Origin of the sequence: Bradyrhizobium sp. CCBAU 53351 (assembly GCF_015291745.1) — a bacterium.
In the GTDB taxonomy this organism is placed as follows: Bacteria; Pseudomonadota; Alphaproteobacteria; order Rhizobiales; family Xanthobacteraceae; genus Bradyrhizobium.
Genome location: NZ_CP030059.1, coordinates 4,197,224 through 4,217,741 on the forward strand (window position 1 = coordinate 4,197,224; position 20,518 = coordinate 4,217,741).

Annotated in this window: 17 protein-coding genes; 11 read left to right on the forward strand and 6 right to left on the reverse strand. The window is 64.6% G+C overall.

The window, feature by feature from the left end; all coding sequences use genetic code 11:
• Positions 1 to 109: 109 nt before the first annotated feature.
• Positions 110 to 331 carry a cysteine rich repeat-containing protein gene (locus XH83_RS19835; protein ID WP_194402478.1) on the reverse strand — a complete coding sequence of 74 codons (222 nt, stop codon included), beginning with the start codon at positions 329 to 331 and terminating at the stop codon, positions 110 to 112.
• A gap of 39 nt (positions 332 to 370) precedes the next feature.
• Here XH83_RS19835 and XH83_RS19840 point away from each other — a divergent pair, with 39 nt between their 5' ends.
• Positions 371 to 1,150 (forward strand): exodeoxyribonuclease III, encoded by a 780-nt coding sequence (locus XH83_RS19840; protein ID WP_194402479.1) that lies wholly within the window; start codon positions 371 to 373, stop codon positions 1,148 to 1,150.
• A 110-nt stretch (positions 1,151 to 1,260) separates the two neighbouring features.
• Here the strand turns inward: XH83_RS19840 and XH83_RS19845 are convergent, their stop codons facing one another.
• From XH83_RS19845 to treZ, 3 genes are all read right to left on the reverse strand, one after another.
• A complete protein-coding gene (locus XH83_RS19845; RefSeq protein WP_194402480.1) occupies positions 1,261 to 2,076 on the reverse strand; it encodes a DUF4886 domain-containing protein in 816 nt (271 codons plus the stop codon).
• Positions 2,077 to 2,182: 106 nt separating this feature from the next.
• Positions 2,183 to 2,551, reverse strand: coding sequence for a GFA family protein (locus XH83_RS19850; protein ID WP_194402481.1), 369 nt, complete (start codon positions 2,549 to 2,551; stop codon positions 2,183 to 2,185).
• A gap of 135 nt (positions 2,552 to 2,686) precedes the next feature.
• Positions 2,687 to 4,513 (reverse strand): malto-oligosyltrehalose trehalohydrolase, encoded by a 1,827-nt coding sequence (gene treZ / locus XH83_RS19855; RefSeq protein WP_246776273.1) that lies wholly within the window; start codon positions 4,511 to 4,513, stop codon positions 2,687 to 2,689.
• A gap of 315 nt (positions 4,514 to 4,828) precedes the next feature.
• On the opposite strand from treZ, the gene glgA reads away from it, so the two are divergent.
• The 4 genes from glgA (at position 4,829) to XH83_RS19875 (ending at position 9,775) form a co-directional block, all read left to right on the forward strand.
• On the forward strand, positions 4,829 to 6,238 hold the full coding sequence (gene glgA / locus XH83_RS19860) for a glycogen synthase GlgA (protein WP_194402482.1): 1,410 nt from the start codon (positions 4,829 to 4,831) through the stop codon (positions 6,236 to 6,238).
• 171 nt (positions 6,239 to 6,409) lie between these two features.
• On the forward strand, positions 6,410 to 6,691 hold the full coding sequence (locus XH83_RS19865; RefSeq protein WP_194402483.1) for a hypothetical protein: 282 nt from the start codon (positions 6,410 to 6,412) through the stop codon (positions 6,689 to 6,691).
• 24 nt (positions 6,692 to 6,715) lie between these two features.
• A complete protein-coding gene (gene glgX / locus XH83_RS19870; RefSeq protein WP_194402484.1) occupies positions 6,716 to 8,953 on the forward strand; it encodes a glycogen debranching protein GlgX in 2,238 nt (745 codons plus the stop codon).
• 96 nt (positions 8,954 to 9,049) lie between these two features.
• On the forward strand, positions 9,050 to 9,775 hold the full coding sequence (locus XH83_RS19875; RefSeq protein WP_194402485.1) for a sulfite exporter TauE/SafE family protein: 726 nt from the start codon (positions 9,050 to 9,052) through the stop codon (positions 9,773 to 9,775).
• 6 nt (positions 9,776 to 9,781) lie between these two features.
• Here the strand turns inward: XH83_RS19875 and XH83_RS19880 are convergent, their stop codons facing one another.
• Both XH83_RS19880 and XH83_RS19885 read right to left on the reverse strand, forming a co-directional pair.
• A complete protein-coding gene (locus tag XH83_RS19880) occupies positions 9,782 to 11,833 on the reverse strand; it encodes a bifunctional diguanylate cyclase/phosphodiesterase (RefSeq protein ID WP_194402486.1) in 2,052 nt (683 codons plus the stop codon).
• A 17-nt stretch (positions 11,834 to 11,850) separates the two neighbouring features.
• Positions 11,851 to 12,999 (reverse strand): ABC transporter substrate-binding protein, encoded by a 1,149-nt coding sequence (locus tag XH83_RS19885; RefSeq protein ID WP_194402487.1) that lies wholly within the window; start codon positions 12,997 to 12,999, stop codon positions 11,851 to 11,853.
• A 193-nt stretch (positions 13,000 to 13,192) separates the two neighbouring features.
• Between XH83_RS19885 and radA the strand changes: the two genes are divergently transcribed.
• From radA to XH83_RS19915, 6 genes are all read left to right on the forward strand, one after another.
• Positions 13,193 to 14,638 carry a DNA repair protein RadA gene (gene radA, locus XH83_RS19890; RefSeq protein WP_194402488.1) on the forward strand — a complete coding sequence of 482 codons (1,446 nt, stop codon included), beginning with the start codon at positions 13,193 to 13,195 and terminating at the stop codon, positions 14,636 to 14,638.
• A gap of 167 nt (positions 14,639 to 14,805) precedes the next feature.
• Positions 14,806 to 15,435, forward strand: coding sequence for a CvpA family protein (locus XH83_RS19895; protein ID WP_011086837.1), 630 nt, complete (start codon positions 14,806 to 14,808; stop codon positions 15,433 to 15,435).
• A 27-nt stretch (positions 15,436 to 15,462) separates the two neighbouring features.
• On the forward strand, positions 15,463 to 16,986 hold the full coding sequence (gene purF, locus XH83_RS19900) for an amidophosphoribosyltransferase (RefSeq protein ID WP_194402489.1): 1,524 nt from the start codon (positions 15,463 to 15,465) through the stop codon (positions 16,984 to 16,986).
• A gap of 159 nt (positions 16,987 to 17,145) precedes the next feature.
• Positions 17,146 to 17,886 carry an SDR family NAD(P)-dependent oxidoreductase gene (locus XH83_RS19905; protein ID WP_194402490.1) on the forward strand — a complete coding sequence of 247 codons (741 nt, stop codon included), beginning with the start codon at positions 17,146 to 17,148 and terminating at the stop codon, positions 17,884 to 17,886.
• Between the two features lie 76 nt (positions 17,887 to 17,962).
• A complete protein-coding gene (locus tag XH83_RS19910) occupies positions 17,963 to 19,111 on the forward strand; it encodes a hypothetical protein (RefSeq protein ID WP_194402491.1) in 1,149 nt (382 codons plus the stop codon).
• Positions 19,112 to 19,280: 169 nt separating this feature from the next.
• Positions 19,281 to 20,507, forward strand: a complete 1,227-nt coding sequence (locus tag XH83_RS19915) for an ABC transporter substrate-binding protein (protein ID WP_194402492.1) — start codon at positions 19,281 to 19,283, stop codon at positions 20,505 to 20,507.
• The last annotated feature ends 11 nt before the right edge of the window (positions 20,508 to 20,518 follow it).

A 20,518-nucleotide genomic window follows, 5' to 3' on the forward strand; every position in this document is an offset into this window, starting at 1 on the left:
GTCCGGGAGCGGTGCGCTGCAGAGCCGGGGCCCATCTCTCCGAATTATGTTGTGCCGCCTTCCGGGTCCCGGCTCGCGCGACGCGCGTCCGGGACACAAGAGTGTCGACTTACTTCTTCTTTCTGTTGTCCAGCACCGACTTGCAGGTCGCGCTGAGCTGGTCGCGCTTCTCGGTGAGGCAGGCGACGATGCGGCCGCCGCCGGGCGCGATGCCGGCGCAGAATTTGTCGTAGTCTGCCTTGCACGCGCCGCGCGGGTCGGGCGATTGTGCCGACGCGGGCCCGGAGAGCGCGACAGCGACGACGATAGCGGCAAAGTTCAACTTGGACATTGTATCTCCGGGACGGAAGGCAGGAGCCGGTAGCTCTACATGAAGATCGCGACATTCAACATCAACAACATCAACCGCCGCCTGCCCAATCTCCTGGCATGGCTGCGTGCGGCAAAGCCCGATGTCGTCGCCCTTCAGGAATTGAAGGCAAGTGATGGCGAATTTCCGGCGACCGCGATCGAAAAGGCAGGTTACGGCGCGGTGTGGCACGGACAAAAGACCTGGAACGGGGTCGCCATCCTCGCCCGCAAGGCCGAGCCGATTCTCACGCGCGACCGTTTGCCTGGAAGACCCAACGATCACGAAGCCCGCTACATCGAGGCCGCCGTGCGCGGCATCATCGTCACCAGCATCTATCTGCCCAACGGCAATCCGCAGCCGGGACCGAAATTCGACTACAAGCTCGACTGGTTCGCGCGCCTCAGGCGCCACGCCTGCAGTTTCATCAAGCAGGATCTGCCCGTCGTGCTCGCCGGCGATTACAACGTCGCGCCAACGGAGATCGACATCTATCCGACGCGCTCATGGGACAAGGATGCGCTGGTCCAGCCGAAGAGCCGCGCGGCCTATGCCTCGCTCGTCTCGCAGGGCTGGTGCGATGCGATCCGCGAGCAGCATCCGGACAAACGCATCTACACGTTCTGGGACTACAAGCGGAACCGCTGGCCGCGCGACGCGGGCCTCAGGCTGGATCATCTCCTGCTCAGCCCTGCCCTCACCCCGCGGCTCGTCAAGGTCGGCGTCGACAGAGACGTCCGCGGCGAGGAAGGCGCCAGCGATCACGCGCCGGCATGGGTGGTGTTGAAAGAGCCACGATGACGGTGCCGTAGGGTGGATTAGCTGAAGGCGTAATCCACCACTTCTCTTCCGCCGTGACCAAGTTGGTGGATTGCGCTGCGCTAATCCACCCTACAAGATCGCGTCGTTGATCACCGCCCGTAATAGTCCTGCACCGTGTCCCACGCCGCCTTTTGCAGCAGCTCGACCGTCGGCGCATCCAGCCCCATCACGTACGAATTTCCGACCGGCGAGCGTCCCGTCACCGCAGCGAATGTCACGCAGGCCGCAAGATACGTGCCCGCCGGACTCGGATGCCGCTTGTCCGGCGCGTAGAGATTGAGCTCCGGCTGCAACTTACGCACGCGCGCGAAGGCAAGACCCGCGGGAATGACCAGCGCGTCGTTGGCATTGCCGGCGGTCGTATAGGCTTCGGCCAGTTGCTCCGTCATCTCAGGCTTGTCCGCATAGGCCCAGGACATAAAAAACACCGGCCGCATGCCGTGGGCGCGAACGATGTCGCTGTCCTTCTTCGCGAACGTCACGAAGGCGTCCTTCAATTGCGGATGGATCGGGCACTGGCTGCAATCCATCATCACGACGGCGTCGTATTGCCGGCCCGGCTTGTTGAAGATGACGTTGTTCTGCTCGTCGAAGGAATAGGCGCCGAGGCCGCCCGGCCGCAGCAGATTGTCCATGTCGTGCCAGTCGAGGCCGGAGCCGCCGATCGTGGCCATGGTGTTGCGATAGGCCATCTTGTTGGCGGGATCGGCAGCCCGCTCCATGAAGGTGAGATGCCCGGGCATGCCGTTGTTGTAGTAGAAGAAGCTGTTGCCGACGAACAGCACGGCCTTTGGGAAGTCCGGCCCGAGCGAGGTGACCTTCGGCTTGGTCTGCGCCTGTGCATTGAGGCCGACTGCAACGGCCAGACACATTGCGAGCATCACTCGCGCAAAAAGACGCATCATGGCTTCCTCCCTATTTTTCCAGGGCCGAAACCAAATCAGCTTTTCAAAACGGCCTCAAGAGCACGAACGCGCGGAGGACATGCGCCGCGATTCACCACAGATTGGTTCACCACAGATTCCTGCCGTCGATCATGTTCACAGGCACAGCGTCGAGATCGAAATCGTCAAACAGACGCGCGTTCACTGCGACCTTGGGATTGTCGAAATCGGGCTTGCCGGTCGACCAGTCCGGCGACTCCGAATAGGTGCCGCAACCGCAACTCGCGCAGAAATGGTGTTTGACCGTGCGGCTGCCCCACAGATAGGTCGCGACATTGTCCGGCGGTGACAGCAGGCGAAACTGCGCCGGCGTGTAATAGGCCCACAACGCCCCGCGCTTGGCACAGAGCGAACACGTGCAGCGCGTCACGTTCGAGGGCGCCTCCGTCACCTCGAACACCGTCTCACCACAATGACAGCTTGCCTCGATCGGCATGATCCGCTCCCCGCTTTGTCAGGAGCTGGTCGTAGCCTGCCCCTGCTGCCAACATGCTGTCAGCAGCGCAGTGCATGGGCAAAAAACGCGAAAACAACCCCATGCACAGTAGCCGGCTCTAGTCGAATCAATGGTTTAGGCATGGCCCAATCGTACGATGATGTTGCCGGGCAGGAGCGCTTGCTCGTCCGAGGGCCCGCTCCGCCAGAGGCATTCGCCTGCGACCAATTCCGGCGTTGAGAGCCGATGGTCGGCAAAGTTCGCGACGATCTGCAAAGTGTCCCCTTTCTCGGTCCGCCAGCGCACGTCCACGCCGCCCCGGCGAGGATCATCGCCAAGCAGCTCACGCTGCGCCGAGACGAAGCCTTGTTCGATCAGCGGCAGGATCTTTTCGCGCCGGATCGTCAACAACTGCGTCGTCAAGGCCCGAAAGCGCACGCAGCCGGGAGAATGATCCATGCTGGCCCAGTCGAGTTTCGAGGCCTGAAAGGTGCTCTCGTCGCACGGGTCCGGAATCCTGGCGCGCATTTCAGGTGTCGAGAAGGCCTTGAAGTGCGAAAACTCCTTGCGGCGCCCTTCCCGCGTCAGTTCGGCCGCTTCTCCGGTCCAGTCTGCAAAGAACAGGAACGGCGTTTCGACAGCCGCTTCCTCACCCATGAACAGCATGGGAATGTGCGGATTGAGCAGGACCAGCGCCATCGCCTGCTCCAGCTTTTCCGGGCTGACCAATGTCGACAATCGCTCACCCAAGGCGCGGTTGCCGATCTGATCGTGGTTTTGCGCGAAGAAGATCGTGGCTTCCGGCGGCAGATGGGCACTCGGCTCGCCGCGTGGCGCATCATGCAGTGCAAAGACCTCGCCCTGGTACGCAAAGCCTTCCGTGAGCGATCGCGCAAGGTGTTCGAGCGGCTTGTCCGCGAACGCGCGGTAATACCCCTCGTCTTCTCCCGTCAGCAGGACGTGAAGCGCATTATGGAAATCGTCGCCCCATTGCGCATCGAAATATCTCGGCCGTCCGTCTTTGCGCTCTAGCAGGTGCGCCTGATTGGCCTCATTCTCCAGCATCAGATGCACGCGCCGGCCGGGCAATTCGTGCCGGATGATCTCGGCAAGCTCGATGAGGAAATGCCGCTCGGAATGGTCTTTCAAGGCGTGGACGGCATCGAAGCGCAGGCCGTCGAAGCCGTAGTCACCCAGCCACATCAGCGCATTCTCAATCAAGAACTCGCGCACGAAGGCGCCGTCGGATCCCTCCAAATTGACGGCAGGCCCCCAGCCGGTCGTGTGACGGTTGTTGAAGAAGTTCTCCGCGTAAGCGTGCAGGTAATTCAGCTGCGGGCCGAAGTGGTTATAGACCACGTCGAGATAGACCATGATGTCGAGGGCGTGTGCGGCCCGCAACAGCCGCTTGAGATCCTGCGGCCTGCCGTAGCGCGCGTTGGGCGCGTTCAGCAGCACGCCGTCATAGCCCCAATTGTGCCGGCCGGGGACATCGTTGATCGGCATCAGCTCGATGGCGGTGATGCCGAGATCGCGCAGATACGGGAGCCGCTTCTCGACGCCGGCATAGGTCCCCTCCTCGCTGAAGGTGCCGACGTGCAGCTCGTAGATGACGGCTTCCGCCCAGGGACGGCCCGGGTAAGGGACAGGATCCCGAAGCGCCGCAATATCGACCACCTCGCTCGGCGCGCCGACGTCATCCGGCTGAAAGAACGAGGCAGGGTCCGGCACGATCAGGTCCTCGTTGATCCTGAACTGATAGCGCGTGCCGGCATGCGCGGTTGGACTGAGCATCTGATACCAGCCATCGTCGTCGCGTGACATCCGCTGCGGCGGCCGGCCGGTCTCCAGCAACTCCACCGATCGGGCCGTCGGTGCCCACAGGTTGAAGCTGACCCCATGATCGACGATCTCAGCGCCGCGGCGCCGGGCATGCCCTGCTAATCCCAGTCTTTGAATCAATCTGTTCGCCTTTCGCGCCGCATGCTCGCATTGGCATGCCTTGGGCGGAGCGCGATGCGCGCGCCGTTACGATCGCTTGAGGGATGCCTGTGGACGAGAAAGCTGACCTGCCGACATTCGTTCCTCCGGCCCCCAGCGCCGCCCGCTTGTGTACACTTTTGGACCCATCTCCAAGAAAAGCTCAGTCGCTCGTTGAGCTTAGGAACTTTTGTTGCGCCGCAGAATTTGAGCCACAACGCTTCACTGACGAAGCGTCGTTGGAATTCAAAGATGGTTGGCAAAGACCACTATTGCCCCGGTTGGTGGGCATAGCGAATGCGGATCCTGTTCGCGACGCCCGAAGTATCAGACTTCATTCAAGTCGGCGGCCTCGCCGCCGTCTCCGCGGCTCTGCCGCGCGCCTTACGCGATCTTGCTGACGTACGCGTCATCATCCCAGGCTATCCGGCGGTTCTGCGCGGCTTGAGCGATCTCAAGACCGTGGGTCGATGCCAGCCCTACGCCGCCCTGCCCGCCTTCGAGGTCGATCTCGGACATACCGCGGATGGCCTGACATATTACGTCGTGCGCTGTCCCGCGCTGTACGATCGGGACGGCACGCCCTATGCCGACGGCCGCGGGGCGGATTGGTCCGACAACAATGTGCGGTTCGCCACTTTCTCCTATGCCGCCGCTCAGATCGCCAGAGGATTGGTCGACAAGGACTGGTCCGCCGACCTGGTTCACGCCAACGACTGGCAATGCGCGCTGATCCCCGGCTATCTGGAATGGCACTACGCGCACATTCCGACCGTCTTCACGATCCACAATCTGGCCTATCAGGGGGTCTTCGACCGGAGCTCGCTGGCCCCGCTCGGAATTCCCGAGGCGAGCTTCAACATCGACGGTGTCGAATTCTACAATCGCCTGTCCTTCATCAAGGCGGGTCTGGTCTATGCATCGCACCTGACGACCGTCAGCCAGACCTATGCGCGGGAGATCACGACGGCCGAGTTCGGCTGCGGTCTCGAAGGACTTCTGAAGCAAAGAGCTGATCGCAACCAGCTGTCCGGCATCCTCAACGGCATCGACGAGAGCTGGGACCCGCGCACCTGTTCGTCACTGCTGCAACCGTTCGGGGCCGGTGACTGGACCGAGCGTTCCCTGAACGCCGAAGATGTCAGGGACCAGTTCGGCCTGGCAATCTCACGTGGACCCCTGTTCGCCCTCGTGGCGCGCCTCGTTCATCAAAAGGGCGTCGACCTCGTGATCGAGAGCGCTCAAGCGATCGTCGATGCGGGCGGCCAGATCGTCGTCACCGGCAAGGGCGAGCCGCGGTTCGAAGAGGCCCTGCTCCAGGCGCAGGCGCGCGCGCCGCGATCGATTGCCGTCAAGATCGGCTTCGACGACGCCGAAGCGCGGAAGATCTTCGCGGGCAGCGACTTCACGCTGATGCCGTCGCGCTTCGAGCCATGCGGGCTGAGCCAGATGTACGCCCAGCGCTTCGGCTCGCTGCCGATTGGCCACCGCACCGGCGGCCTCGCCGAGACCATCGTCGACGGCGAGACGGGATTTTTGTTCGACCGGGCATCGGCGCCCGGCTTCCTCGGGAGCCTCTGCCGGGCCTTTTCGACCTTCGGCATGAAGGATCGCCTCGATCATATGCGCAGGGCCGCCATGGCGCAGGCCTTCAGCTGGAGCCAGTCGGCCAAATCCTACGCGGCGCTCTACAAATCTTCGATCTAACAGTATCGCGATACTCTGCAGCTCGATCCCTCGCCAGGAAGATGACGCCCCGTCGCATGAGGATGCTCGTTCGAATTACGCAGCGCGATGAACGCCAGCAGACGCCATTCTCCGGGCAACTGGAACGGAAACATCCGGCGACTGTTACGACCACACACAGGAGTTGCCGCCATGCGCCGTTCGACACCGAAGCCCATCCGCAACAAGCTCGACCTGACCGACCGCGCGCAGATGCGCCTCGTCAGGAAACGCTTGGGTCTGTCAGATGCCGAGTTGACTGCCATCGCCGGGCGGATCGGCAATTCGATCTCCGCGATCAGCAAGGAAGCGGCCCAGCAGCGCGCCAGCGTCCTGCCCAAGCCGGCCGATGTGCCGCCGGCCGCCGTGATCGCCTCGGCAACGGCTGCTGAACAGGCCGCGACCGAACTACCGGCAACAGCGCCGACATCCTGACCCGATCGTCATTGGGGGGCAGACATGGACCAAAAGACGCAATCCGACGACGCCCTGACGCGGGCGGCGTCGAGCCTGCGCCGTTCCCGGATCACGGAAGGCAAGCCGTTTCCGCTCGGCGCGACCTGGGACGGCCTCGGCGTCAATTTCGCGCTGTTCTCGGCCTATGCCACGAAGGTCGAGCTGTGCCTGTTCGACGCCGACGGTGAAACCGAAATCGAGCGCATCGAGCTTCCGGAATATACCGATGAGGTCTGGCACGGCTATCTGCCGTCGGCCCGTCCGGGCACGGTCTATGGCTATCGCGTTCATGGACCCTACGAGCCCGACGCCGGACATCGCTTCAACCCCAACAAGCTGCTGCTCGATCCCTATGCCAAGCAGCTGGCCGGACAATTGCGCTGGGGACCGGAGCTGTTCGGCTACCAACTCGACCACGCCGACAAGGACCTCTCCTTTGACGAGCGCGACAGCGCGCCGCTCATGCAGAAATGCCGCGTCATCGACCCCGCGTTCACCTGGGGCGCGGCGCGCAAGCCCGAAGTGCCGTGGGAGCGGACGATCGTCTACGAGATGCACGTCAAAGGCTTCACGCAGCTGCATCCGCTGGTGCCCGAGGCAGACCGCGGGACGTTCTCCGGCCTCGCGCATTCGGAAATCTCCGCCTATCTACGCTCGCTCGGGATCACCAGCGCGGAGCTGCTGCCGATCCATGCTTTTGTTGATGATAGCTATCTGGTCGACAAAGGCCTGCGCAATTACTGGGGCTACAATTCCATTGCCTTCTTCGCGCCGGAGCCGCGTTACCTGAAGACGCCGTTCGCGAACGAGTTCAAGGAGATGGTCAACCAGTTCCACGCCCATGGCATCGAAATCATCCTGGATGTCGTCTATAATCACACTGCCGAAGGCAACGAGCTCGGCCCGACGCTGTCGTTCAAGGGCATCGACAACGCCAGCTATTACCGCCTGCTGCCGGACCAGAAGCGCTACTACATCAACGATACCGGCACCGGAAATACGGTGAACCTGTCGCATCCGCGGGTGCTGCAGCTGGTCGCGGATTCCCTTCGCTACTGGGCAAATGAGATGCGGGTCGATGGCTTCCGCTTCGACCTCGCCACCATCCTCGCGCGCGAGCCCTATGGCTTCGACGAAGGCGGCGGCTTCCTCGACGCTTGCCGTCAGGATCCTGTGCTGTCCAGCGTCAAGCTGATCGCGGAGCCATGGGACATCGGCCCGGGCGGCTATCAGGTCGGCCAATTTCCGCCCGGATGGGCCGAGTGGAATGACAAGTTCAGGGATAGTGCGCGCGCCTTCTGGAAGGGCGACGAGGGATCAATCGCGGACTTCGCCAAGCGCGTGTCGGGGTCGGGCGATCTCTTCAACAAGCGCGGGCGCCGGCCTTGGGCCAGCGTCAACTTCATCACGGCGCATGACGGCTTCAACCTCAACGATCTCGTCTCCTACAACGACAAGCACAACGAGGCGAACGGAGAGGACAACCGCGACGGCCACAGCAACAACCATTCCTGGAATTGCGGCGTCGAAGGACCGACCGACGATCCCGAGATCACTGCGCTGCGCGAACGCCAGAAGCGGAATCTGCTCGCGACGATGCTACTGTCCCACGGCACGCCGATGCTGCTTGCCGGGGACGAGTTTGGGCACACCCAGAATGGCAACAACAATGCCTATGCCCAGGACAACGAGACGACGTGGCTCGACTGGATGGGTATCACGGCAAACGGCCGCAGCCTTCGCGAATTCGCGCGCAAGCTGATCGCCACGCGCAAGGCCTTCCCGATCCTCTATCGCAGCCGTTTCCTGGTCGGCTCGCACAACGAAGAGCTCGACGTCAAGGACGTCACATGGCTGTCGCCCTCCGGCGACGAGATGACCAGCGAGCAATGGCAGGACGGCAACGCCAAGTGCTTCGGCATGCTGCTCGACGGACGCGCCCAGGAGACCGGGATCAAGCGCCGCGGCTCGGACGCGACGATGCTTCTGATCTACAACGCCCACTATGACGTGGTGAACTTCACCTTACCGACGGTCACCGATGGAAACAGCTGGTTGGGCCTGATCGATACCAATCAGCCTGAGGCCCAGATGCCCGCATTCGAGCTCGGACACGCTTACGCCGTGACCGGACGGTCGCTTGTCGTATTTGGTCTTGCCACCGAGAACGCGGCCACGCGACGCCTTCTGCAAGGTCTCGGCGCGCTGCTCGATGTCGCGGAAGCGCCATTGCCGCGCTAGAGTTCCGGCCTCGCGGAAAGCACACCCAGGCTGCAGCCGGTATCGCCCTCGCCGGCCCGCGCAGCTACACTGCTCCGATTCCCGGAGCTTCTCCTCTTGGCCTTCCTCTTCGTCCTCATCGTCGGCCTCGTCGCCGGCACCATCTCAGGCATCGTCGGCACCGGCTCGTCGATCATGCTGATGCCGGTGCTGGTCTATGCCTATGGGCCGAAGGAAGCCGTGCCGATCATGGCGGTGGCGTCCGTGATGGCGAATTTCTCGCGCATCCTGGCCTGGTGGCGCGAGGTCGACTGGCGGGCCTGCGCGGCCTATTCGGTCACGGGCATTCCGGCCGCCGTGCTCGGCGCGCGGACGTTGCTGGCGCTGCCCTCGCATGCCGTCGATCTCGCCATCGGCCTGTTCCTGATCGCGATGGTGCCGGTGCGGCACTGGCTGGCGCGGCACGATTTGAAGGCCAATCTCTGGCACCTCGCCATCGGCGGAGCGGTCATCGGCTATCTCACCGGCATCGTGGTCTCGACCGGCCCGCTCAGCGTGCCGCTGTTCCTGTTCTACGGCCTCTCGAAGGGCGCCTTCCTCGCCACCGAGGCCGCAAGCTCGCTCGGCCTCTATTTCGCGAAATCAGTGACCTTCGAGCGCTTCGGCGCGCTGACCGGCGATGTCTTCGTGAAGGGCTTGATTGCAGGCGCCTCGCTGATGTCGGGCGCCTTCATCGCAAAACGCTTCGTCCTGCACCTGAAGCCGGACATGTTCCGCCTGCTGATGGACGCGATCATGATCGCGGCCGGGCTCTCGATGCTGTGGAACGCGACGCAGCCCTGATCGCGCTCAGGCGGCGAATTCGGGCGCGATCGAGGGGCTGTCGGCGAGGACGCGGCTTTCGACCGCCGGCCGCGTCTCGAGCCATTGCAGCACGGCGTCGAGCGGCTGCGGCCGCTGATAGAAGTAGCCCTGCCCGAACCTCACGCCCATCTCGCGCATGGCCGCGGCCTGCTCGGCGCGCTCGATGCCTTCAGCGACCAAAGTGAGCCCCAGCGTGCCGGCGAGCGATGCGATCACGCCGACGATCGCCTTGTCTTCCGCGCTATCGGGAATCTCGTTGATGAACGCCTTGTCGATCTTGACCTTGTCGAGCGGGAAACGCCGGAGATGCGCGAGCGAGCTGTAACCGGTGCCGAAATCGTCGAGCGCGATCGTGGCGCCCAGGCGGCGCAGGCGATGCAGCGTCTCGGAGGCGCTGGCGATGTTGTTGATCAGCGAGCCCTCGGTGATCTCGAGCTCCAGCAGTGAGGCCGCAACGTCGAAACGCGCGCAGGTCGCGCGCAGCTCGGCGGCGAGCGAATGGTCGGCAAGCTCGGACGGCGGCAGATTGATCGCGATCCGTATCTGCGGCCTGCCGGCGGCGGCGAGCCGCTGCAGCGCCCAGCAGGCGTCGGTCAGCACGTAGCGGGTCAGCCGCGCGTTGTTGCCGCTGCGCTCGATCAGCGGCAGGAATTCAGCCGGACCGATCACGCCATGTTCGGGATGCCGCCAGCGGATCAGCGCTTCCAGGCCGACGACATCGTGGCTCTCGAGGTCGACCTGGCTCTGGTACCAGACCTCGAACTGTCCCTCGGCAAAGCCCGTGGGGATGGCAAGCTCGAGATCCCTGCGGCGGCGATAGTCGCGCTGCAGCGCTTCGTCGAGCACGGCGACCGTGCCGGGCGCCTTGCTCTTGGCATGATAGAGCGCGATATCGGCCAGCGTCGGCAGGTGCGACAGCTCCGGATCGTCGGCGCGGCGCACGGCAAGGCCGATGCTGGCGCGCGGCACGACCTGCTTGTCGTGGAGCCGGATCGGTTCGGAAATGGCGGCCAGCACCTGCTGCGCGAAGGCGTGCGCCGACGCCTCGTTGCTCACCTCGGGGCGAATGACGACGAATTCATCGCCGCCGAGCCGGGCGACCCAATCCTCCGCCTCGACTGCACGACGAAGACGCTGGGAAATATGCACCAGGAGCTGGTCGCCGGCCTCGTGGCCGAAGGTGTCGTTGATGCCCTTGAAGTCGTCGAGATCGATGAAGCAGAACGCGACCAGCGCGTCCGGCCTGCCGCCATCGCGGCTCGCGACGGCAAGCCGCTCGGTCAGCGAGCGCCGGTTGGGCAGCCCCGTGAGCGGATCGTGCGCGGCCATGTGTCCGAGCCGGTCGAGCGCGCCCGACGTCGTGTGCTGCATGGCGTTGAAGGCGCGCGCGAGCTGGCCGAATTCGTTCGCGGATGTGACGTCCGCCGGATAGGCGCGGCCGTCCTGCTTGCTGCGCTGGATCGCCGACATCATGGCCGCCAGCGGCCTGCCGATGAAGATGTTGGCGGAGATCCGCATGGCGATCAGGGTCGCAAACGTCGCGAGCAGGCCGACGACCAGCAGCAGCACCATCCGGCTGCCGGTGTCCGCATACAACGTCGCATGGGAATAGGCGATGGCGATGCGGCCGGCCTGAACGGCCATGTTGCCGTTGCTGTACTGGATCGGACGCGAGACCTCCGCGACCGTCTGTCCTTCGGGGCGCGCCACCACGCGGGCAATCGCAGCGCCCGTGTCGTCATAGACGGCCGCCGCAGCGATGGTCTCGTCGTGCATGATCTCGTTGAGCACGCCCGTGACCTGGTCGTAGCGCATCTTCCAGAGCGGCTCGGCGATCAGCTCGGCGCGGCTCTCGGCAACACGGGCCATGCGGGCGTCGAGCTGCCTGATCTGCGACCAGAAGCTCGAAGCCTCGACGCCGGCGGAGGCCAGCAATTGCACCAGCAGCAGAACGGGCACGGTGGCCCAGATCATGGCGCGAACGACCGAGCGCAGGCGCGGCGGCGCGGCCTCGTCGTTGCCTTCAGGCTCGTTCATCGCCTCATCCTCGCGCATCAATCGGCGGCGCCTTCGGGAAGCGGCAGCGACGAAATCAACGCATCGAGCGAGAAGTCGTAATGGCCGCAGCGTCCCGGCTTCGCCCTGAAGCGCGCGAAGTCGATCCGGTCGAACGCACGTGTCTTGATGAGGTCGCCGACCGAGGCGAGATTCTGGCGGGTGATCGCAGACGTCTTGACCTCGACGCGGGGCGAGGCCGCCGCGAAATCGCAGCCGTCGGCATAATCGCGCAGCAGGACGATCGACCAGCCGCCAAGCAGGAAATGCCCGCCGTCGGTCAGCAGCAGGCGGCCTGCCCTGATCTCGCGCAGCGCGTCCTCCGACCAGTTGAGGCCGACCAGCTGAATGTCGCGGCCGGGCACGAGTCCGGCGGCGACCACCGCGCGCAGCGCGCCGAGCGCCATCGGATCGTTTCCGGCCCAGATGCCGGCGGGCCGAATCTCCTTGCGCGAGGCCCAGCTCAGATAATTCGTGGTGACCTGCTCGGCCTCCGACTGCGTCCAGTTGGCGAACAGCAGCCGGTCCACCACGACGTCAGGCGCGGCATCCACCGCAAGCTTGAGACCGGCGTTGCGCGCGATCGAGGCGGGTGTGATCTCGTCGCCGCCGATGCCGAGAAGATGGATCTTGCCGTCCGGGCTCTGCCATTTCTCGGCACGAGCGGCCGCAATCAGGGCGTTGGCCATCCGTGCGCCCGCGGTCTGAAGATCGGTCGTGATGTCGCCGAGCCAGGTCCTGAGCTTTTGCCGGGGCGGTCCAAGACGCACCGCATCCTCGCCGATCAGCGTGTTCGAGAGCAGCAGCGTCTTGACGCCTGCAGCCTCGGCCGCTTCCAGGATCGGAACGGCGGCGGATTCCTCGTTCGACAGGATGAGGAAATCGGGCTTGTCACGGCGTGCGACCACGCCGAAGCCGAGCTCCTGCATGGTGCGGTAGTTGCGTTCGCTGGTCAGCACCTCGACATGCGCATCGAGCTTGCGGCCGGCGGCCTGCATGGTTTGCGCCACCATGTCCCAGTAGACCTCGCCGGTCTTGCCGGGATTGACGAACACGATGTCGAGGGGCTTGGCATAGCTGGGGCTGGCGGACGCGAAAACGCCGCCGGCCATGCCCACAGCGAGCAATATTCGCAGGAATCTCGTCATTTCTCTTCGCCGCCCCCGATGGTTCCGAGGTTGGACCCGCGTCCGCTAACACTTCGCAAAATCCACCCGGCCACGGCGACACAGGGCTAATGAAAGGTATATCTGGCCTGCCGAATTGAGATAATCGAAGCGCCGGCGATCACCCTGCCATTCCGTGCTATCAGCAAGCTGAAACCTCGACTCATCTATCCCCATGGCCAAGAACACGCTTTCCTTCGTCTGCCAGAACTGCGGCGCGGCCTATAACCGCTGGCAGGGCAAGTGCGAGTCCTGCGGCGAGTGGAATACGCTCGCGGAAGAAGACACCAGCGGCAGCGTGCCGGTCTCGATCCGCTCCAAGCGCAAGGGCCGGACGTTTGCGCTGGAGAGCCTCGCCGGCAAGAGCCCGGATGCGCCGCGCCTGTCCTCTGGCATGACCGAGCTCGACCGCGTCACCGGCGGCGGCTTCGTCCGTGGTTCGGTGCTGCTGGTCGGCGGCGATCCCGGCATCGGCAAGTCGACATTGCTGACACAGGCAACCAGCCTGATGGCGCGCGCCGGCCACCGCATCGTCTACATCTCCGGCGAAGAGGCGATCGCGCAGGTGCGGCTGCGCGCCGAGCGGCTCGGCCTGTCGGACGCGCCGGTGCAGCTCGCCGCCGAGACCTCGGTCGAGGACATCGTCTCGACGCTGTCGGAGGGCGCGGTGCCCCGGCTGATCGTGATCGACTCGATCCAGACCATGTGGACCGACACGGTGGAATCGGCGCCCGGCACCGTGACCCAGGTGCGCGCCTCGGCGCAGGCGCTGATCCGTTTTGCCAAGAAGACCGGCGCGGCCATCATCCTGGTCGGCCATGTCACCAAGGACGGCCAGATCGCCGGCCCCCGCGTGGTCGAGCACATGGTCGACGCGGTGATGTCGTTCGAGGGCGAAGGCTCACAGCAATTCCGCATCCTGCGCGCCGTGAAGAACCGCTTCGGCCCGACCGACGAGATCGGCGTGTTCGAGATGACCGGCCTCGGCCTGCGCGAAGTCACCAACCCCTCGGAGCTGTTCCTGTCCGAGCGCGATCTCGGCACGCCCGGCACCGCAGTCTTCGCGGGTATCGAGGGCACGCGGCCCGTTCTGGTCGAATTGCAGGCGCTGGTGGCTCCGACCTCGCTCGGCACGCCCAGGCGTGCGGTGGTCGGCTGGGATCCGAGCCGACTGTCGATGGTGCTGGCGGTGCTGGAGGCCCATTGCGGGGTCAAGCTGTCCGGTCATGACGTTTATCTGAACGTCGCCGGCGGCCTGCGCATCCACGAGCCGGCGGCCGACCTCGCCGCCGCGGCGGCGCTGGTGTCATCCCTGGTTAATGCGCAATTGCCGACCGATGCGGTCTATTTCGGCGAGATCTCGCTGTCCGGCGTGGTGCGGCCGGTGGCACAGACCCCGGCCCGGCTCAAGGAAGCCGCAAAACTCGGCTTCCAGCGCGCCGTGCTGCCCGAATCGGCACGGGGCGAGACCGGGGGCGATGCCGGATTGACGCTGAACGCGGTCAACAGCCTGACGACATTGGTGGCCGAGATCGCCGCCCGCGGCTCGCGCCGGGGCGAATCGAACACGCCGGCCGAGAAAAATGCCACACCGGCAAGATTCCGCCGCGGAGAGGGCTAGGTGGAGGTGACGCCGGAGGCCCCCGCCGCTATACAGCCGTCACAAAAGCAGCATGGGATTGCGTGGTTGCGGCCTTGCCGGGAACGCCGTCTGCCCCTCTTTTAGGGCAGCGGCCAAACACCGATTCGCTAGAGCACCTTCGAAGTACGAGCGGACCAGACCAGCCGATGCCAGTAACACTCCTCGACCTGATCCTGCTCGGTGTGATGCTGATCTCGGGCCTGCTCGCCATGGTGCGCGGCTTCATGCGCGAAATCCTGTCGATCGCGGCCTGGGGCGCGGCGGCGATCGTGACGCTGTACTCGTTCTCGAAGCTGCTGCCGACCGCCAAGACCTATTTCAACAACGACACGGTGGCGAGCGTCGTGGTCGTCGCGGGCGTGTTCGTGGGCACCCTGGTCGTGGTCTCCGTGATCACGGTCCGAATCTCCGACATGATCCTGGATTCGCGCATCGGCGCGCTGGACCGCACGCTGGGGTTCCTGTTTGGCCTGGCTCGCGGGCTTTTGATCGTCGTCGTCGCGTTCCTGTTCTTCACCTGGCTGGTGCCGGACAAGCAGCGCCCGGACTGGGTCACGGGCGCGAAGTCCCGCGTGGTGCTGCAGGGAACCGGGGATTGGCTGATGGCCCTCTTGCCTGACGACCCCGAGAACACCATCTTGAAGAGATTCAAGAAAAACAAACCAGATGATGATCAAGCTGATTCCGAGCAGCAGCCTTCGGGCAGTGGCGACGGATACAGTAAACCTGCTCGTGACAGTTTGAAGAAACTGATCGAGAAACCTGCGGCGCGTTGATTGCCCCGAAAGAGAGGCGTGGACGAGATGCGACACCCTGACCAGGACGCCCAATTCGATCTCGATCCACACGCCGGCCCGGGTCCGGCCGCGCTAGAGGTCCAGGACGATCTGGAGGGGGATACGCTGCGCGAGGAATGCGGCGTCTTCGGCATCTACGGCCACCCCGACGCCGCCGCCATCACCGCGCTCGGCCTGCACGCCCTTCAACACCGCGGCCAGGAAGCTGCCGGCATCGTCTCCTATGACGGCAGCCGTTTCCACAGTGAACGTCGGCTCGGTCTCGTCGGCGACACCTTCTCCCGCCGCGAGGTGATCGACCGCCTGCCCGGCAACATGGCCGTCGGCCATGTCCGCTATTCCACCACCGGCGCCACCATCCTGCGCAACGTGCAGCCGCTGTTCGCCGAGCTCAATGCCGGCGGCCTCGCCGTCGCCCACAACGGCAACCTCACCAACGGCCTGACGCTGCGCCGCGAGCTCGTGAAGAACGGCGCGATGATGCAGTCGACCACCGACACCGAGGTGATCCTGCACCTGGTCGCGCGCTCCAAGCGCAGCCGCTTCATCGAGCGCTATATCGACGCGCTGCGCGAGATCGAGGGCGCCTATGCGCTGGTCTCGCTGACCAACAAGAAGCTGGTCGGCGCGCGCGATCCGCGGGGCATCCGCCCGCTGGTGCTGGGCGAGCTCGACGGCTGCCCGATCCTGACCTCGGAGACCTGCGCGCTCGACATCATCGGCGCGCGCTTCATCCGCGACATCGAGCCGGGTGAGGTCATCGTGTTCGACGAGAACGGCCAGGACATCCACAAGCCGTTCCCGCCGATGGCGCCGCGTCCCTGCATCTTCGAATACATCTATTTCTCCCGTCCGGATTCCGTCGTGCACGGCCGCTCGGTCTACGAGGTGCGCAAGGCCTTCGGCGCCCAGCTTGCGCGCGAGAGCCACGTGCCGATCGACGTCGTCGTGCCGGTGCCGGATTCCGGCGTGCCCGCCGCGGTCGGCTACAGCCAGCATTCCGGCGTTCCGTTCGAGCTCGGCATCATCCGCAACCATTATGTCGGCCGCACGTTCATTCAGCCGACACAGGCGATCCGCGAATCCGGCGTGCGCATGAAGCATTCGGCCAACCGCGCCGCGATCGAAGGCAAGCGCATCATCCTGATCGACGACTCGCTGGTGCGCGGCACCACCTCGAAGAAGATCGTGCGCATGATGCGCGATGCCGGTGCCAAGGAAGTGCACTTCCGCCTCGCCTCGCCGCCGATCCTGTATCCCGATTATTACGGCATCGACCTGCCGGATCGCGGCGGCCTGCTGGCGGCGACGCACTCGCTGGAGGAGATGCGCGAGATCATCGGCGCCGACTCGCTCGCCTTCCTCTCGATCGACGGCATGTACCGCGCCATGGGCGAGCCCGGCCGCGACCCCGCCAATCCCAAGTTCTCGGATCACTGCTTTACCGGTGCCTACCCGACCCACCTCACCGACCAGACCCAGACCGAGCAGCAGCCGCGGCAGCTGTCGCTGCTGGCGGAGGCGAGCTGACGGCGAAGCCGTCATCCCGTGGCGGTGCCTAAGCGCCGAACTCGGGATCTCGATGTGTTGCCTCGAACTTCTAGATTTCGGGTTCGGTCCTGCGGACCGCCCCGGAATGACGACCACGCGGGGGCTTGTCCGGGCCGTCCACGCCTGTAAAACCCCGCCATGACAAAACCTCTCGCTGACCGCATCGCTCTCGTCACCGGCGCCTCGCGCGGCATCGGCTACGCCACCGCCCTCGCCCTGGCGAAGGCCGGCGCGCATATCGTGGCCACCGCGCGCACGCAGGGCGGGCTGGAAGAGCTCGACGACGAGATCCGCAAACTCGGCGGCAGCGCCACCCTGGTGCCGCTCAACCTCACCGATTCCGACGGCATCGCGCGGCTGGGCGCCGGCCTGCATGAGCGCTATGGCAAGCTCGACATCCTCGTCGGCAATGCCGGCGTGCTCGGCCCCTCCTCGCCGATCGGCCATATCGAGCTGAAGGCCTTCACCGACGTGATGGCGGTCAACGTCTCCGCGAACTTTCAGCTGATCCGCTGCATGGAGCCGCTGCTGAAGCAGTCCGACGCGGGGCGCGCCGTGTTCATCACCTCGGGCGCTGCCAACAAGGCAACCGCCTATGTCAGCCCCTACGCGGCGTCCAAGGCCGCGCTGGAGACGCTGGCGCGCGCCTGGGCGCAGGAGACCGCGAACACCAAGCTGCGCGTCAATCTGTTCAACCCGGGGCCGGTCCGTACCCGCATGCGCGCCACGCTGATGCCGGGCGAGGATCCGGCGACGCTCGACACGCCCGAGCAAGTCGCCGAACGCATCGTGCCGATGTGCGCGCCCGACTGGACCGAGACCGGCAAGTTCTACGATTACAAGACGCGCACGCTGATGAGCTTCCGTTCGCCCGCCTGATTGACTCGCATGCCTCCCCGCGATTGACTGCCGCCGCTCAAGCGGCAGCAAGCCGCAAGCCAAAAGGGAGGTCACCATGACGCAATGGCATGGTCGCGCAGGTTTTGCGCGTGCGCTCGCGAATGTCTCTCACGCCGTCTCGATCCTGGTCGTCGCGGTGGCATTCGTGCTTCCGGGCACAGCGCGGGCCGGCGATATCCCGACCTTCGCGGTCGATGCCTCCTGGCCGAAGCAGCTGCCCAACAACTGGATCCTCGGTCAGGTCGGCGGCATCACGGTCGATTGGCAGGGCCACATCTGGGTGATCCATCGCCCGCGCTCGCTCACCGACGACGAGAAGGGCGCGAGCCTCACCCCGCCCCGCTCGAAATGCTGCGTGTCGGCGCCGCCCGTGCTCGAGTTCGACGCCGAGGGCAATCTGCTGCGGTCCTGGGGCGGGCCAGGCCAGGGCTACGAATGGGTCGGCCGCGAGCACGGCATCGAGGTCGACGAGCGCGGCTTCGTCTGGGTCGGCGGCAATGCCGACAACGACAACGCCATTTTGAAATTCACGCTCGACGGCAAGTTCGTCGCCCAGATCGGCAAGTTCGCGCCGAGCCTCGGCAGCAACGACACGACGCAGCTTGGCAAGCCTGCCGAGACCGCGATCGACAAGGAGGCCAACGAGATCTACATCGCCGACGGCTACGGCAACCGCCGCGTCATCGTGTTCGACGCGACGACGCTGGCCTATAAGCGTCACTGGGGCGCCTACGGCAACAAGCCCGACGACGCCAAGCAGGCGCCCTACGATCCCAAGGCGCCGGCCGCGCAGCAATTCGGCAATCCGGTTCACTGTGTGAAGCTCGCCAATGACGGCCTCGTCTATGTCTGCGACCGCATCAACAACCGCATCCAGGTGTTCAAAAAGGACGGGAGCTTCGTGAAGGAGTTCTTCTTCGAGAAGAACACGCTCGGCAACGGCGCGGTGTGGGACATCGCGATCTGGCCGGATCCGAAGCAAACCTGGCTGCTCAGCGCCGACGGCGAGAACAACGAGATCAGGGTGATCAAGCGCGAGGACGGCAGCGTGGTCGGCAGTTTCGGGCACAGCGGCCGCAACGCCGGTCAATTCCACTGGGTGCACGCCATGGCGATCGACGCCAAGGGTAATGTCTATACCGCCGAGGTCGACACCGGAAAGCGCATCCAGAAATTCAAGCTGACATCGGACGCACTCAAATAGCGTCTCAACGCATTTTGTCCAAAAAGTTAACCTGCGGATGACGCTGCGACGAAAGCGTCATCCGGCTTTAGGCGCATTGCCGCCGGGCCTCGGACAGGCTAGAGCCATCAGCCGGAACGAGGCTCCGGAAGAGAGCCGTCCGCATATTTGACAATGGAGGAAACCTTTTATGACGACGACGTTCGCGCGCCGCTCTGCGGCCCTTCTGGCCTGTGCCGCCTTCGGTTTTGCAACATCCGCTTTCGCGCAGGACAAGACCGTCAAGATCGGCGTGCTCAATGACATGTCGAGCCTCTATGCCGACATCGGCGGCCCGAACTCCGTGGTCGCGATCAAGATGGCTGTCGAGGATTCCGGCCTGCTCAAGAAGGGCTGGAAGATCGACGTCATCAGCGGCGACCATCAGAACAAGCCCGACGTCGGCGTCAACATCGCCCGGCAGTGGATCGACAACGAGAAGGTAGACGCGATCGCGGACACGCCGAACTCAGGCGTCGCCCTCGCGGTCAGCAACCTCGTCAAGGAAAAGAACGCGGTGCTGCTGAATTCCGGCGCCGCCTCCGCCGACCTGACCGGCAAGGCTTGCACCCCGAATACAATCTCGTTCACCTACGATACCTACATGCTTGCCAACGGCACCGGCAAGGCGCTGACCAAGGCGGGCGGCGACAGCTGGTTCTTCCTGACTTCCGATTATGCCTTCGGCCACGCGCTGGAGCGCGACACTTCGGCGGTCGTGACAGCGAACGGCGGCAAGGTGCTCGGCAGCGTCAAGCATCCGATCAACACCGCGGACTTCTCCTCCTTCCTGCTGCAGGCGCAATCGTCCAAGGCCAAGGTCGTGGGCCTCGCCAATGCCGGCGGCGACACCACGAACTCGATCAAGCAAGCGGCAGAATTCGGCATCGTCTCCGCCGGCCAGAAGCTCGCCGCGCTGCTGCTGTTCATCAACGACGTGCATTCGCTGGGCCTGAAGACCGCGCAGGGCCTGACCTTCACCGAATCGTTCTACTGGGACCTGAACGACAAGACCCGCGAATGGTCCAAGCGCTTCTCGGCGCTCGCCAGCAAGAACGCGATGCCGTCGATGACCCAGGCCGGCAATTACGCGATGGTGCTGCACTATCTCAAGGCGATGGACGCGCTCGGCGGCAATCCGCATGACGGCGCCAAGGTCGTCGCCAAGATGAAGGAGCTGCCGACCGACGATCCGCTGTTCGGCAACGGCCCGCTGCGCCAGGACGGCCGCCGCCTCATCCCGGCCTATCTGTTCGAGGTGAAGAAGCCCGAGGAGTCGAAGGGACCGTGGGACTATTACAAGCAGATCGCCACGATCTCGGCGGAAGACGCCGCCAAGCCGCTCAAGGACAGCGATTGCCCGCTGGTGAAGAAATAGGCGAGAGGTCG